Genomic DNA, 13,581 nt, shown 5'->3' with positions numbered 1-13,581 from the left:
ACCTAGGGTTTTGAAAAGCAGCGTTGCGTTATCAGGCACTTGCACGAGAGGCGCAGCAATGAAGAAGTAGCGCGGAACCGCAGGTCGGCGTAGCCAACGGATTTCCACGCTGCTGTTCTCACGCCCTAGGTGATTGGCAGATTTTGGTAGGCCTGACGGAATACCTGCACGGCCCGCTCGCGTGCAAACTTGTGCTCGACCATGGGCGCGGGGTAGGCTTTGGTGCCGTACTCCGGCACCCAGCGGCGCACGTACTCCAGCGTGGGGTCGAATTTCTTGAGCTGGGAGTCGGGGCTGAACACGCGGAACCACGGCGCGGCCACTACGCCGGTGCCGGCCACCCACTGCCAGTTGCCCACGTTCAGGGCCAGGTCGTAGTCGAGCAGTTTGTCGGCAAAGTACCGCTCGCCTAGGCGCCAATCAATCAGCAAATGCTTGTTCAGGAAGCCCGCTACGGCAATGCGGGCACGGTTGTGCAAAAAGCCGGTTTGGTTTAGCTCGCGCATGCCGGCATCCACCAGCGGGTAGCCCGTTTGCCCTTCGCACCAGCGCTGGTATTCTGCTTCGTGGTTGCGGTACGCCACGTGGCGCAGGCGCGGGTTGTAGCTTTCGTGGGCGGTGTTGGGGAAGTGCCACATCAGCATCATGTAGTAGTCGCGCCAGATGAGCTCGGCCAGCAGCTTGGGGTTTAGCTCGTGGGCCTGCCGCATCAGTTCGCGCACGCTCAGGGTGCCAAAGCGCAAGTGCACCGAGCGGCGCGTGCTGCTGTTGGCCAGCCCCAGCCGGTCGCGGGTGAGGTGGTAATCGCGCACAAAGTTCTCGGCGGGTATCTCGGCGGTGGGCACGTACTGCTCGTAGCGCTCAAAGCCCATTTGCTCGAGCGTGGGCCGGGGCGGCGCACCGGCTAAGCGGCCTAGGTGTTCGGCGCGGTACAGCTCGGCCGAGGGGTAGGGGCGTAGGTGTTCGTCGCGCAGGTTGGCCACCCACGCGTCGCGGTACATACCAAAGGCCTTGTGCGGCGTGCCCGACTTGGTGAGCACCTCGTTTTTGGCGAAAATGACCTGATCCTTGTAGGCTTTGAAAGGCACGCCGCGCGCCTGCAGCACCTCGGCCACCTCCGTATCGCGCTGGGTGGCGTAGGGTTCGTAGTCTTCGTTGGTGAAAACTGCCCCTAGGTCATAGCGGTCGAGCAGCTGCCGGAACACCTCCACCGGCTTGCCATAATAAGCCAAAAAGGTACCGCCCGCTGCTTCGGTTTGCCGGGCCAGCCGCTCCACCTCGTCGTAAATAAAGGTGAGGCGCGCGTCGTGGGGGCGCGGTACGTAGTCGAGGATGTCGGTGTCGTAGATGAACAGGGGCACCACCGGCAAGCCACTTTGCAGGGCTGCCGTTAGGCCGGCGTTATCGTGCTGCCGGAAGTCGCGGCGATGCCAGAACAGCGCAATTTTCATGGGTAGGGCTTAGGTGTTAGGGCTTGGGGCTTAGTGGGCTGGCGCTTGGTAGGTTGCTGAAAGCAGGCTTGCGAGGCCAGCAGCCGCTGAGGTTTGGCTCGGCGCTCAACTGCCCGTTCCAGCCTTAACCACTAAACCCTAAGTCCTAATCCCTAAGCCCCAACAACTATTTCAGTGTAGAATACCCGCCGTCGACGCGGATGATTTGGCCGGTGATAAAGCTGGCGGCATCGGAGAGCAGGAAGGCGGCGGTTTCGGCCAGGTCGGTAGGCTGGCCCACGCGCTGCAAAGGATGGCGCTTGGCCCCGGCTTCCTGCTTTTCGGGCGTGTTCAGCAAGGCAGCCGCCAACGGGGTGTTGGTGAGCGAAGGCGCCAGCGCATTCACCCGGATGCCGCTGCCGGCATACTCCGAGGCCAACGAGCGGGTGAGGCCCTCGAGCGCCGCCTTGGCCGTGGCAATGCTGGCGTGAAAGGGCATGCCGTTGTAGGCCGCCACGGTGCTGAACAACACCACGGATGCGTTGCTGGCTTTCTTCAGGCGCTTCATGCAAGCTTGCAATACCTGCACGGCACCCACCACGTTCAGCTCGAAGTCCTGCCGAAACTGCTCGGCACCTAGGCGCTCGAAGGGGCGCAGCAAAATGGAGCCGGGGCAGTACACCACGCCGTGCAGCACCTCGGGCAGGGCCTCCAAAGCAGCGGCCTCAAACTGCGTAACATCGAGCGGCAGGTGGGTGGCACCTAGGGCTTGCAGCTCATCCGATTGGTGGCGCGAAGCCGTGATGAGCGTGGCGCCTTGCTGCCCAAGCAATTGGGCCGTTGCCAAGCCGATGCCCGATGAGGCGCCGATGACCAGAATGGTTTTGCCGGAGAAATCCATGCGGTAGGTTGGGGTTGAAGAACCCCGAAACAACCCCCTCGTGGCGGTAAGGTTTGCTGGCACCTAGGCGCTGCCGCCTCGAAATCAAGCGGCGGTGTTACCAAATTGTTGTGTAATAGCCAATTCGGCTGGCTGGGTACCTCGCGCATGAAAAATTTTGCGGCCTATATAAATTGCTTTAAGTCAAGATGATCTTGCTTAGTTAGTATAAATTAACTGCGCAATATTGCCGAGTTGGCCCGCCGGCAAGCTCGACGGAAGCTTCTTGTTTTACGTAGCTTCGGACCAATCCCTGCATTCCTCCACTACCACAACCGAGTTATGAACATCCGCAAACTACTCGTCGCGAACCGCGGTGAAATTGCGATTCGCGTGCTGCGCGCCGCCACCGAGCTAGGCATCCAGACCGTCGCGATTTACACCTACGAGGACCGCTACTCGTTGCACCGCTACAAGGCCGACGAGGCCTACCAAGTGGGCCGCGACGAGGACCCGCTGAAGCCTTACCTCGACATAGAGGAGATTTTGCGGGTGGCCAAAGCCAACGGCGTCGATGCCATTCACCCAGGCTACGGTTTTCTGTCGGAAAACGCCACCTTCGCCCGCCGATGCGGCGAGGAGGGCATTACGTTTGTGGGCCCGCGGCCCGAGGTGATGGAGGCCCTAGGCGATAAAGTGCGCGCCAAGGAGGTGGCCGTGCGCTGCCAGGTGCCCATCATCGAAAGCAGCCAACAACCCCTTACAAGCTACGAGGTAGCCCGCGACGAAGCCCACCAAATTGGCTACCCCGTGATGCTGAAAGCGGCGGCCGGCGGCGGCGGCCGCGGCATGCGCGTAATCCGCGACGACGAGCAGTTGGAGAAAGGCTTTTTTGAGGCGCGCAACGAAGCCAAAAAGGCCTTCGGCGACGACACCGTGTTCCTCGAGAAGTTTGTGGAGCGGCCCAAGCACATCGAGGTGCAGCTGGTAGCCGATACCCACGGCAACATCATTCACCTCTACGAGCGCGACTGCTCGGTGCAGCGCCGCTACCAGAAGGTGGTGGAAGTGGCCCCCTCGCTGAACCTGCCCGACCACATGCGCCACCTGCTCTACGAGTACTCGTTGCGCCTAGGTAAAGCAGTGGGCTACAACAACGTGGGCACCGTGGAGTTCTTGGTAAACCCCGAGCACGACCGTATTTACTTTATCGAGGTGAACCCCCGCATTCAGGTAGAGCACACCGTAACCGAAATGATTACGGGCATCGACCTGATTAAAACGCAGCTGCACATTGCCGACGGCCGCCGCCTCTCAGACCCCGAAATTGGCCTAGGTAGCGACGTAAAGCCGCTGAAAATCGGCTACGCCATTCAGTGCCGCATCACCACCGAAGACCCCGAAAACGACTTCAAGCCCGATTACGGCACCATTGTGGCCTACCGCTCGGCCGGTGGTTTTGGCATTCGCCTCGACCAAGGCTCGGTGTACCAGGGCGTAAAAATTTCGCCCTTCTTCGACTCGCTGCTGGTGAAGGTGTCGGCGCACGCGCCCACGCTGGAGGGCGCCGCCCAAAAGATGCAGCGTACCCTCGACGAGTTCCGGGTACGCGGCGTGCGCACCAACATTCAGTTCTTGCAGAACATCATTGCGCATCACGAGTTTGTGGCCGGGCAAGCCAACGTCGACTTCATCAAAGACCACCAGGAGCTGTTCAAGTTCAAGCCGCGCCTCGACCGCGGCACGCGCCTACTCGAGTTCCTAGGTGATTTGATTGTGAACGGCAACGCCGACGTAAAAGGCCACGTCGACCCGAAGAAGGAGCTGCCTAAACCCAAGCTGCCGCAAGTAAATCACGTGGCGGGCTGGCAGGCAGCGTCGGGCTCGTTTCAGCCCAACAACGAACCCGGCTGGGCCGTTACCCCGCCGCTTTCGGCCGTGCCTCCCGGCACCAAGCAGCGCCTCACCGACCTAGGGCCCGAAGGCTTTGCGCAATGGTTGCGCAACGATCCGCTCATTCATTACACCGACACCACCTTCCGCGACGCGCACCAGAGCCTGCTGGCTACGCGCATGCGCAGCTTCGACATGCTGAAGGTGGCCGACCGCTACGCCCGCCAGCACCCGCAAACCTTCTCGCTCGAGTGCTGGGGCGGCGCCACCTTCGATGTGGCCATGCGTTTTCTGAAAGAAGACCCCTGGGACCGACTGGCCAAGATTCGCGAAGCCGTGCCCAATATTCTGCTGCAGATGCTCATCCGCGGGGCCAACGGCGTGGGCTACAAAGCCTACCCCGATAACCTGACGGAGCGCTTTGTGCAGCAAGCCTGGGAAACCGGCGTCGACGTGTTCCGCATCTTCGACTCGCTGAACTGGATGAAGGGCATGGAGGCCTGCATCGGCTTCGTGCGCAACAAAACCCAAGGCCTAGCCGAAGCCGCCATTTGCTACACCGGCGACATCCTCGACCCCAAGCGCAACCACAAGTACAACCTCGAGTACTACCTGCGCCTGGCCAAGCAAATCGAAGACGCCGGTGCGCACATCCTGTGCATCAAGGACATGGCCGGCCTGCTGAAGCCGTACGCGGCCACCGAGCTGATTACCGCGCTGCGCGAAACCGTGAGCATGCCCATTCACCTGCACACGCACGATACATCGTCGTTACAACCAGCTACTTACCTGAAAGCGGTTGAAGCCGGTGTTGATGTAATCGACGTGGCCCTAGGTTCGTTGTCGGGCCTTACCTCGCAGCCCAACTTCAACTCGGTGGTGGAGATGCTGCGCGGCACCGAGCGCCACCGCGAGTACGACCAGCACAGCCTCAACGAATTCTCGAACTACTTCGAAACCGTTCGCGACTACTACTACCCCTTCGAGTCGGGCCTGAAAGCGGGTACTTCGGAAGTGTTTCAGCACGAAATTCCGGGCGGGCAGTACTCCAACTTGCGTCCGCAGGCAGCGGGCCTAGGTCTGCTCGATAAGTTTGAGCTCATCAAGGAAACCTTCGCCGAGGTAAACGAGCTGTTCGGGGACATCGTGAAGGTGACGCCTTCGTCGAAGGTGGTAGGCGACATGGCTCTTTTCCTGGTATCAAACAACCTCACCACCGAGGACGTGCTGACGAAGGGCCACACCATCAGCTTCCCCGAGTCGGTGCGCGAGTTGTTCCGCGGCGACATCGGGCAGCCCGAAGGCGGCTGGCCCCACGAGCTGCAGAAGATCATCCTGAAAGACGAACAGCCCTTCACCGACCGCCCCAACGAGCACCTTAAGCCCATCGACTTCGACAAGGAGTGGGAGCGGTTTCAGGAGAAGTTTGGCCCCGGTGCCCGCTTCACCGATTTGCTTTCGTGGCTGCTCTACCCCAAAGTGTTCGAGCAGTACTGGAAGCACCTGCAGCAGTACGGCGACGTGTCGGTGGTGCCCACGCGCGTGTTCTTCTACGGCCTTAAGCCGGGCGAAGAAACCATCATCGACATTGCCCGCGGCAAGAGCATTATCGTGCGCCTGCAGTCGGTAGGTACCGTAAACGACGACGGCTGCCGCACCATCTTCTTCACGCTGAACGGCCAGACGCGCAACCTCGAAATCCGCGACCGGTCGGTGGAGGTAAAAACCGTGTCGAATCCCAAAGCCGACAAAGCCAACCCGCGCCAGATTGGGGCGCCGCTGCAAGGCTTGCTTTCGAAGGTGCTGGTGGAAAGCGGCCAGAAGGTGAAGCGCAACACGCCGCTGTTCATCATCGAGGCCATGAAAATGGAAACCACCATTACGGCCCCCAACGACGCAAGCGTGCACCTGGTGAACCTGAACGAAGGCACCCTGGTGAATGCTGATGATTTGGTGCTTACATTGGGCGAGAACTAACCCGTAAACTCCGCTCAGCACCATGAAACGATTGTTGATTGGTTTGTTGGCCCTTGTGGCAGCGCCCGCCCTGGCGCAAACAAACCCGGCTTCCACGGCTGTAACCACCGGCGTCGGGGCCAACGAAAACCTAGCCGCCATGGGCCGCTTGGGCAGCTTCAGCATGGCCGTGCCGTTCGACAACCGCTACATCGGCATGAAGGGCACGCCCTATACGGTGCCGCGCTGGCTGCCGGGCACCATTTACATGCGCCGCGGTGTGCAAGCCTCGGATTTGCCCCTGAAGTACGACTCGTTTTCGCAGCGCCTGCTGGCCCTGCGCCCTTCAAAAGACTCGATCATGGTGGACTTGAACCAGGTCGATAAGTTTGTGTTGCGCGAAACCCTGCCCGGCGTCGACGGCAAGGCTACCGTGGTGGCCGAGCACTTTTACCAGCGTTTGAGCAGCCCCACGGCCGCCATCCGGGACGCGTTTGTGGAGGTGCTGTACGCCCGCCAGGGCGGCAAGTACGAGCTCTACAAACTGCCCCGCAAAATCTTCATCAAGAGCGAGCGGGACCAAGGCTACAACTCCGGCCGCGACTACAACGAAATCATGGACGTGAACGAGTTTCATGTGAAGCTCCCTAGCGGCGCCGTGGCCAAAATTGCCAAGCCCGGCAACAAGCAGCTTGAGGCCGTGCTGCCCAAAGCCGACGCCGAGCGCTTCAAGGCCCTGAAAATCAACATCCGCACCGAAGAAGACCTGCGCAAAGCCATAGCCCAGCTCGATGCGCAATAGTGCCCGCAAGTAGCGACAACAACACAAAGAGCGCCCCAATGGGGCGCTCTTTGTGTTACTGGGGTGTATTAACCTGAATGATTGCTGCTTACCGTACTGGCCACTAAGGCCTGGGGCGCGCCTTGTGTGGCATGCCGGGCCTTGGCCTGGCTGCTGTGTCGGCTGCCTGGCCTGCGGGCGTTGCCGGGCCACCTAGGGCAGCCGGCGTGGCTGGGGCCGCTGCCAGGGCTTCCTCGGGCGTGCTTTCAACTAAGCCAACACGGGGGCTGGCAGGCTCCGGGTCGCCGAGGCCGGTAATCGTGCGGAACGGGACCTGCCTGGGTGTCTGGCCGTTAGCTGCCACTGAGGCAAGTGCCAAGACGCTTATTAACGCATAGCCACGAACAATCTGTACGAACATAAAGCTTGCCTTTATCAATTATGTAATAGGACAAACCTATGAATGATGCGCCGTGTAGCCAATCACATGATGATGTGATACGGGCGGGAGATTTACAGCAAAAGCTAGTGCGGCAACCGTAAGCTTAATCCGCCGCCAAAGGTGGTATGTTGGTGGCCCCCGAGTGTGCGTCCGGCCGTTACATCGAGGCGTAAGCCGGGCAATGGACGCCAGTTTAGGCCGGCCGTGGTGCCGTAGGTGTAGCTGCCCCGCCCGGTGCCGTAGCCCTCAGCAAAAAAGCCAAAGCGCTTACCTAGGGGCCCGTTGAGCGCCAGCGTGTACAAAAACTGCCCTTGCTTGGTGTCGGCCGCCCGAAACCCGCTCTGGCTGAACCCCAGGTTGGCCTCCAGCCCGTAGCGCTGCCCAATTTGCTGCGATACCAAGGCCCGGGCGGCAGCCAGCGGCTTGGTCAGGTGTAGGCTTCGGTCGCCGGTTTGGGGCAGGGTCAGCTCCGTCAGAAACACTACCTGCGAGCGGGCATCTTGCCTTGTGGAGGCCAGCCATTTGGCACCTAGGATAAGCGGCGCCAAGCCGAAAGCTACCGTTGGCGCCCCCTCGCGCGTGGGGCGGGGCGGCTGGTGTACGTAGCCTTGCGCCAAGCGGAGCTCCATGTGATTGAAGAAGCCAACGCGCAGCAGACCCACCGAGGCGGTAGTGCCCAAACCCGCAGCGGGCAGCTCGCGCTGCGTGCCTACCTCTACCTGAAACTGCCCGGGCCGCAACATGCTGGTGGTTACGGTTTGGCCGGGGCGGTCGGGCCGAATGTGGCGCACAAAAGGCGCGTCTAGGTTATTGTGCGCGTCCGGGGTTTGGGCCTGTAGGTTGCTGTGGGCACCCAGCAGCAGTACGCCGCTGAGCAAGGGCAAGGTGGTCTTCCGCATTCACCTCCGACAGCCAAAATCCCGGCATAGTTCAAGAACAGCAGCTCTGCAGCCGAATTTGATACAAACACTAAACCAAGGCAAGATAGCTTTGGCTTATTTGAGGAAGTTGGTGCGCATGCTCCCGCTACCCGTCGATAACCGGACCGCGCCTGTGCCGAAGCTCGGCCGGGCTAAGCATCTTTGCCGCATCATGAAATGGATTGTTACCCGTTGGCTGCTCGCCTTAGGCCTGCTCTGGTGTGCTGGCACCGCCCAAGCGCAAATTGAATTAACCGCCCCGCCCGATACGGTTTCGCCGTGGCGCACCAAGCTGAAAGCTTCTTTGAACATCAGCGAGGCGCTGCTTTCCGATAACTGGAAAGGCGGCGGCGTTAGCTTTTTGGGCCTGAACGGCTTGCTAAACACGCAGGCCAATTACCGGCTGGGCCGCAACAGCTGGGATAACCAAGCCGATGTGCTGTTTGCCTTTGCCCACAACAAGGGGCAGGGCTACCGCAAAAACCTCGACCGTCTGTTCCTCGACACCAAGTACGGCTACAGCATCAGCTCCGACTGGGATATGTTTGCTTCGCTGAACTTGCTTACGCAGTTTGCGCCGGGCTACGAGTACAAAAAAGACTCGGCCGGCACCGAGCGGGCGCGCTTTGTGTCGTCGTGGTTTGCGCCCGCGTTTATTACCTCGTCGTACGGGTTCGAGTACCACCCGGCCACGTTTTTCAAGCTGCGCCTCTCGCCGTTTTCGCCGCGCATTACCGTTGTAAACGACCCGCGGCGCTTTGTAGCTACCGTGGGCGACAGCCCGTACGGCGTGCGCCCGCCCCGGCAGGTGCGCTACGAAATTCTGGCCCTGCAAGTGCTGTCGGAATTCGACAAGGAAATTATGCAAAACGTGACCCTAAAAGGCCGCTATTTGCTTTTTGCCAACTACGAGAAACTAAACTGGCGCAAAATCGACCACCGCCTGGAGCTGGCCATTACGGCCAAAGTAAACCGCTACATCAACGTGGCCGTTACGGGCATCGGCCTGTACGACTACGATCAGGACACGAAAATTCAGGCTAGCCAAACCCTGTCGTTGGGCTTTCTATACACCTTCCAGAACTACACCGAGCAGAAATAGGCTGCCCGATCGGTGTTATAAGCAAAAGCACCTAGGCGGGCCGCGTTACCCCATGGAGTGCGTTTCCGATTTGGTAGCGAAGCGGTTGAGGATAAACTCGGCATCGGCCGCAATGCCCTGGCGCAGGCGGAGCACGGCGGCATCGTGCCACTGCCGCAGCGCAAACGAATTGGCACGCCGGCCCTCAATGCGCTCGGGGTGGTTGCTGAGCCATTGGTGCACGTAGGCGCGGGCTTGGGTTTCGGTTAGGTTTTCCATGGTTAAGCCACAGCAGGGAAGGAGTTGCTTGGGTAAATAGTAAGTTACCTTTCTGATACCAAAGGCCAGCGCATACAGAGTAATAATAATCAGGGTGACAATTGATTAACGTTCTGTTGTGGCTTGCTCGGTGGCCTAGTGCCTGGCTGGCTCCGCAAGCAAAACAGCCCGGCACCTCAAGGTGCCGGGCTGCTTTGCTTGCGGGGTTCAGTAACTATTGCTAGCGCCTGCGGCGCTCGTCGGGGTTGTTGTAGCCGCGGTTGCGGTCGTCGTCGTTGTCGTAGGCGCGGTTGGTTCGGTTGCGGCTGTTGTCGTCGTAGAGCGAGCTGGAGTAGTCGTTGCCGTAGCCGAACTCTTGGCGGCTGTTGCGTTCGTCTCGGTCGTTGCGGCGGTTGTCGCGTTCTTCGTAGCCGCTGTGGCCGCGGCGGTCTTCGTACCCGCTGCGCTCATTGTTGCCGCCGCCGGAGCGCTGGTCGTAGCCGCTGGCGTAGGGGTTGTGGCCGCGGTCGGCAAACCCGCGCGAGTACTGGTCGCGGCCGCGCGAGGCTTCGTTTCCGCGCACGCGGGCATCGTCGCTATGGTAGTCGCGCGGGGTTATGCCGCCCGGGCGCTGGTGCTGGTAGTGCACGTAGGAGGGGGCATCGTCTTGGCGAGTGGCGTACTGGCGGCGGTCGTCGTCGTCGGGGTATCCGCGAAACTGGGCGTTGTCGCGGGTGTAGTACTGAAACTCGCCTTGCTGCTGTACGGCGCGGCCGTAACTGCGGCCCTGGCCTTGGTCATAGTCGCCGGTCATGCCGCGTCGGTCGTTATCGTCCTCGTAGCGGCTGCGGTTGCCGCGGTAATCCTGCTCGCGGTGCTGGTCGTGGCGCGTCTGGTCGCCTTGGTTGGGGCCTTGGTTGTTTTGGCCGTAGGCGCCCACGCGGCCCGAGCTTGCGTAGGAGCTACGCCCCGATTCGCCTTCGCGGCTGTTGCCGTAGTTGCGCTGCTCGTAGGTGTCGTCGGCGCGGCCACTGCGGCGGCTGTCGTTGTGCTCGTATTGGTTGCGGCCGCGCTCGTCGAAGTCGTCGGTCCGAAGCTTTTGGTGATGAGCCATGGGTGCGAATGGATTTTGGTTGATCCATTCTTTTACCCCGTGCAAAGCCGGCAGGTTTCGGCTAATTGCAAGCTCAACAGCAAGTTAGCTTAGTACGCCTGAGCCGGGTACGACTCCAGCGCTAGTTGCAGATCGGCTGAAAAACGGGCCCGAAACAAGGCGTCGTTGGCCATGTGCGGATGCTCCAGAAAAAAGGCATCGGCCAACAAATCGGCTGTGTCCTCGGGCGGGAGCATTTCCCACAACACCGCCGGAAAGCGGCGCTGCCAGCGCACTTCGCCCGTGGCCATGCAGCCCAGCACCACCACAAGGAAGCCTTGGCCGTAATCGATGCGAACAAAAAAGGGGGAGGCCATGGCGCGCTGACGTTTGGGCAAGCCAAATAACGCACAAACACCGAATCATTGCACCCGGCCTTAGCCCTTGCCCTGCACCTAGGGCCCGAAAGCCGCGCGGCGCAACCGTGCCCTAGCCGATAGCAACACGCCACAAAACCGGTGTCAAGGCCGGTTTTATGGCGCTCCTACGGAAGCTGCTTTGCTTAATCGTCTTCGTAATCGAGGCCGAGCAGTTGGTTGAGTGCCTGCTGCAGCTCGGAGGCGGCGTGCATTTGGCCAGCTTTGCGGGCCGTTACCAATCCGGCCCGAAAAATTTGTTCGGCTTCGGCGGCGGCGCCTAGTTCTTGCTTCAGCTTGCCGGCGTGGTAGTAAGTGCCCACGTAATCAGGGTGTTCAAGCAGAAGTTTTTGGTAAAACTGCCAGGCAGCATCGGCATTGCCCGCCGAACGGTATTCGGTAGCAATGGCGTATACCGTGAACGGGTCGTTCGGATCTTCTTCGTAGAAAGCCAGCAATTGCTGGAGGCGGCTCGGGGAGGTTTCCATCGGCAGGATTTTCCAGTATCTTCGGCCCGAAATTAGGGGCTTCCCCGCATCTTTTGACTTATAAGCAGACCTGATGAAGTTCCTCGTTTGCATCAGCAACGTTCCCGACACCACCACCAAAATTACGTTCACGCCCGATAACAAGGAGTTGAACAAGGCTGGCGTTCAGTTTGTGATTAACCCTTGGGATGAATACGCCCTCACCCGCGCCATCGAGCTCAAGGAACAACTCGGCGGCACCGTTACGGTACTCAACGTAGGCGAGGCCGATACCGAGCCCAACATCCGCAAGGCCCTGGCCATTGGCGCCGACGACGCCATCCGCGTGAATGCCAAACCCACCGACGCGTTCTTCGTGGCCCAGCAAATTGCTGCCGTGGCCAAAGACGGTGGCTACGACGTCATCCTGATGGGCAAAGAAAGCATCGACTACAACGGCTTCCAGGTGCACGGCATGGTAGGCGAGCTGCTCGGCATCCCGACGGTGGCCCCTGCCATGAAGCTAGACATGAGCGGCAACTCGGCTACGCTGGAGCGCGAAATCGAGGGCGGCAAGGAAATCGTGGAGGTGCAAACGCCCTTCGTGGTTTCGTGCCAGGAGCCGATGTGCGAACCCCGTATCCCGAACATGCGCGGCATCATGACGGCCCGCACCAAGCCGCTGAAAGTGGTGGAAGCCACGGGCCAGGGCGCCGCAACCGAAGTAGTGGAGTACGCCCTGCCGCCCAAAAAGCAAGGCGTAAAGCTAATCGAAGCCGAAAACGCCGGCGAGCTGATTCGTTTGCTGCGCAACGAAGCCAAAGTTATCTAATTTCAGAACTGAGATATTAGAGCTCAGAACCAAGTATTGCCACGTTGGTTCTTGACACTGAGGCGCTTTGCAAACCCTTTCTTAGCTCTGAGCTCTAACTTCTAACCTCTCCGAAAATGTCTGTACTCGTAGTAGTAGAATGCGATAAGGGCGAAGTAAAAAAGTCTTCGCTCGAAGTGGCCTCGTACGGGGCACAAGTAGCCCAGGCACTAGGTACCACCGCTACAGCTGTTGCCGTGGGCGAAGCCTCGGAAGCCAGCCTGGCCAGCCTTGGTGAGCAAGGCATTGGCAAAGTGCTGTACGACAACGATGCCCGCCTGAAAGAATTTGTAAACGGCGCCTACACCAAGCTCATCGCGGCCGCCGCCAAGCAGGAGCAGGCCCAGGTAATTGTGCTGGCCAACAGCAACATCGGCACCTCGGTAGGCTCGCGCCTGGCCGTGCGCCTGCAGGCCAGCCTGGCCACCAACGTGGTGGAGTTGCCCCGCGTAGAGGGCGGCAAGTTTACGGTGAAGCGCGGTGCCTACTCGGGCAAGGCCTTCTCCGACGTGGTGCTGGTAAACGACCGCAAAATCATTGCCGTTAAGAAAAACAGCATTGAGGCCCTGCACAACGCCGGCCAAACCGCGCAAGTGCAGTCGTTCTCGGCGCAGTTGGCCGATGCCGACTTTGCCGACGCGCCCAAGCAGGTAATCATGCAGGAGCAAACCGGCGGCGTACCGCTGCCCGAAGCCGACAAGGTGGTATCGGGCGGCCGCGGCATGAAAGGCCCCGAAAACTGGCACCTCATCGAGGAGCTGGCTAAGGCCCTAGGTGCCGCTACGGCCTGCTCCAAACCCGTATCCGATGTTGACTGGCGCCCCCACCACGAGCACGTGGGCCAAACCGGCATCACCGTTTCGCCGAACCTGTACATTGCTTGCGGCATTTCGGGCGCTATTCAGCACTTAGCGGGCGTTAACTCCTCCAAAGTCATTGTAGTAATCAACAAAGACCCCGAGGCACCGTTCTTCAAAGCGGCCGATTACGGCATTGTGGGCGACGTGTTCGACGTGCTGCCCAAGCTGACCCAGGCCGTTAAGGACCTGAGCTAGGGACGTAGGAGCTTGGGACTTAGGGCCGCAAACACCCA

The 13,581-nt window shown here is 60.2% G+C and carries 12 protein-coding genes; 5 read left to right on the top strand and 7 right to left on the bottom strand.

Annotated elements, in window-relative coordinates:
* Window positions 1–125: 125 nt before the first annotated feature.
* Together D3Y59_RS06565 and D3Y59_RS06560 are read right to left on the bottom strand one after the other, a co-directional pair.
* Complete coding sequence (locus D3Y59_RS06565; protein ID WP_119444327.1) at window positions 126–1,451, bottom strand: cryptochrome/photolyase family protein; 1,326 nt, start codon at window positions 1,449–1,451, stop codon at window positions 126–128.
* Between the two features lie 166 nt (window positions 1,452–1,617).
* Complete coding sequence (locus D3Y59_RS06560) at window positions 1,618–2,331, bottom strand: SDR family NAD(P)-dependent oxidoreductase (protein WP_119444326.1); 714 nt, start codon at window positions 2,329–2,331, stop codon at window positions 1,618–1,620.
* Window positions 2,332–2,652: 321 nt separating this feature from the next.
* Here D3Y59_RS06560 and D3Y59_RS06555 point away from each other — a divergent pair, with 321 nt between their 5' ends.
* Together D3Y59_RS06555 and D3Y59_RS06550 are read left to right on the top strand one after the other, a co-directional pair.
* Window positions 2,653–6,180: a pyruvate carboxylase gene (locus tag D3Y59_RS06555; RefSeq protein WP_119444325.1), complete on the top strand. Its 3,528-nt coding sequence runs from the start codon at window positions 2,653–2,655 to the stop codon at window positions 6,178–6,180.
* Between the two features lie 22 nt (window positions 6,181–6,202).
* On the top strand, window positions 6,203–6,961 hold the full coding sequence (locus tag D3Y59_RS06550) for a hypothetical protein (protein ID WP_162910603.1): 759 nt from the start codon (window positions 6,203–6,205) through the stop codon (window positions 6,959–6,961).
* Between the two features lie 504 nt (window positions 6,962–7,465).
* On the opposite strand, the gene D3Y59_RS06545 is transcribed toward D3Y59_RS06550, so the two are convergent.
* The gene (locus tag D3Y59_RS06545; RefSeq protein ID WP_119444323.1) at window positions 7,466–8,281 is read right to left on the bottom strand and encodes a transporter; all 816 of its coding nucleotides are present in this window, start codon (window positions 8,279–8,281) and stop codon (window positions 7,466–7,468) included.
* A gap of 193 nt (window positions 8,282–8,474) precedes the next feature.
* Between D3Y59_RS06545 and D3Y59_RS06540 the strand changes: the two genes are divergently transcribed.
* Window positions 8,475–9,404: a DUF3078 domain-containing protein gene (locus D3Y59_RS06540; RefSeq protein ID WP_119444322.1), complete on the top strand. Its 930-nt coding sequence runs from the start codon at window positions 8,475–8,477 to the stop codon at window positions 9,402–9,404.
* 45 nt (window positions 9,405–9,449) lie between these two features.
* Here D3Y59_RS06540 and D3Y59_RS06535 read toward each other — a convergent pair whose 3' ends face one another.
* The 4 genes from D3Y59_RS06535 to D3Y59_RS06520 all read right to left on the bottom strand — a co-directional run bounded on the left by D3Y59_RS06535 (window position 9,450) and on the right by D3Y59_RS06520 (window position 11,638).
* Window positions 9,450–9,662 carry a hypothetical protein gene (locus D3Y59_RS06535; RefSeq protein WP_119444321.1) on the bottom strand — a complete coding sequence of 71 codons (213 nt, stop codon included), beginning with the start codon at window positions 9,660–9,662 and terminating at the stop codon, window positions 9,450–9,452.
* Window positions 9,663–9,882: 220 nt separating this feature from the next.
* On the bottom strand, window positions 9,883–10,755 hold the full coding sequence (locus D3Y59_RS06530) for a hypothetical protein (RefSeq protein WP_162910602.1): 873 nt from the start codon (window positions 10,753–10,755) through the stop codon (window positions 9,883–9,885).
* An 89-nt stretch (window positions 10,756–10,844) separates the two neighbouring features.
* Entirely contained in the window at window positions 10,845–11,111 is a 267-nt protein-coding gene (locus D3Y59_RS06525) for a hypothetical protein (RefSeq protein WP_119444319.1), read from the bottom strand.
* 185 nt (window positions 11,112–11,296) lie between these two features.
* Window positions 11,297–11,638, bottom strand: coding sequence for a tetratricopeptide repeat protein (locus D3Y59_RS06520; RefSeq protein WP_119444318.1), 342 nt, complete (start codon window positions 11,636–11,638; stop codon window positions 11,297–11,299).
* 73 nt (window positions 11,639–11,711) lie between these two features.
* Here D3Y59_RS06520 and D3Y59_RS06515 point away from each other — a divergent pair, with 73 nt between their 5' ends.
* Both D3Y59_RS06515 and D3Y59_RS06510 read left to right on the top strand, forming a co-directional pair.
* Window positions 11,712–12,449, top strand: coding sequence for an electron transfer flavoprotein subunit beta/FixA family protein (locus tag D3Y59_RS06515; protein WP_119444317.1), 738 nt, complete (start codon window positions 11,712–11,714; stop codon window positions 12,447–12,449).
* 116 nt (window positions 12,450–12,565) lie between these two features.
* Window positions 12,566–13,543 carry an electron transfer flavoprotein subunit alpha/FixB family protein gene (locus D3Y59_RS06510; RefSeq protein ID WP_119444316.1) on the top strand — a complete coding sequence of 326 codons (978 nt, stop codon included), beginning with the start codon at window positions 12,566–12,568 and terminating at the stop codon, window positions 13,541–13,543.
* The last annotated feature ends 38 nt before the right edge of the window (window positions 13,544–13,581 follow it).

Origin of the sequence: Hymenobacter oligotrophus (assembly GCF_003574965.1) — a bacterium.
In the GTDB taxonomy this organism is placed as follows: Bacteria; Bacteroidota; Bacteroidia; order Cytophagales; family Hymenobacteraceae; genus Solirubrum; species Solirubrum oligotrophum.
Note: the sequence above shows the minus strand (reverse complement) of the source record. Positions and strands in the feature narration are given on the sequence as shown.

Bases quoted from the DNA above. Each gene is read 5' to 3' on its own strand.
- D3Y59_RS06565 (WP_119444327.1), bottom strand. From the start codon at position 1,451: ATGAAAATTGCGCTGTTCTGGCATCGCCGCGACTTCCGGCAGCACGAT.
- D3Y59_RS06560 (WP_119444326.1), bottom strand. From the start codon at position 2,331: ATGGATTTCTCCGGCAAAACCATTCTGGTCATCGGCGCCTCATCGGGC.
- D3Y59_RS06555 (WP_119444325.1), top strand. From the start codon at position 2,653: ATGAACATCCGCAAACTACTCGTCGCGAACCGCGGTGAAATTGCGATT.
- D3Y59_RS06550 (WP_162910603.1), top strand. From the start codon at position 6,203: ATGAAACGATTGTTGATTGGTTTGTTGGCCCTTGTGGCAGCGCCCGCC.
- D3Y59_RS06545 (WP_119444323.1), bottom strand. From the start codon at position 8,281: ATGCGGAAGACCACCTTGCCCTTGCTCAGCGGCGTACTGCTGCTGGGT.
- D3Y59_RS06540 (WP_119444322.1), top strand. From the start codon at position 8,475: ATGAAATGGATTGTTACCCGTTGGCTGCTCGCCTTAGGCCTGCTCTGG.
- D3Y59_RS06535 (WP_119444321.1), bottom strand. From the start codon at position 9,662: ATGGAAAACCTAACCGAAACCCAAGCCCGCGCCTACGTGCACCAATGG.
- D3Y59_RS06530 (WP_162910602.1), bottom strand. From the start codon at position 10,755: ATGGCTCATCACCAAAAGCTTCGGACCGACGACTTCGACGAGCGCGGC.
- D3Y59_RS06525 (WP_119444319.1), bottom strand. From the start codon at position 11,111: ATGGCCTCCCCCTTTTTTGTTCGCATCGATTACGGCCAAGGCTTCCTT.
- D3Y59_RS06520 (WP_119444318.1), bottom strand. From the start codon at position 11,638: ATGGAAACCTCCCCGAGCCGCCTCCAGCAATTGCTGGCTTTCTACGAA.
- D3Y59_RS06515 (WP_119444317.1), top strand. From the start codon at position 11,712: ATGAAGTTCCTCGTTTGCATCAGCAACGTTCCCGACACCACCACCAAA.
- D3Y59_RS06510 (WP_119444316.1), top strand. From the start codon at position 12,566: ATGTCTGTACTCGTAGTAGTAGAATGCGATAAGGGCGAAGTAAAAAAG.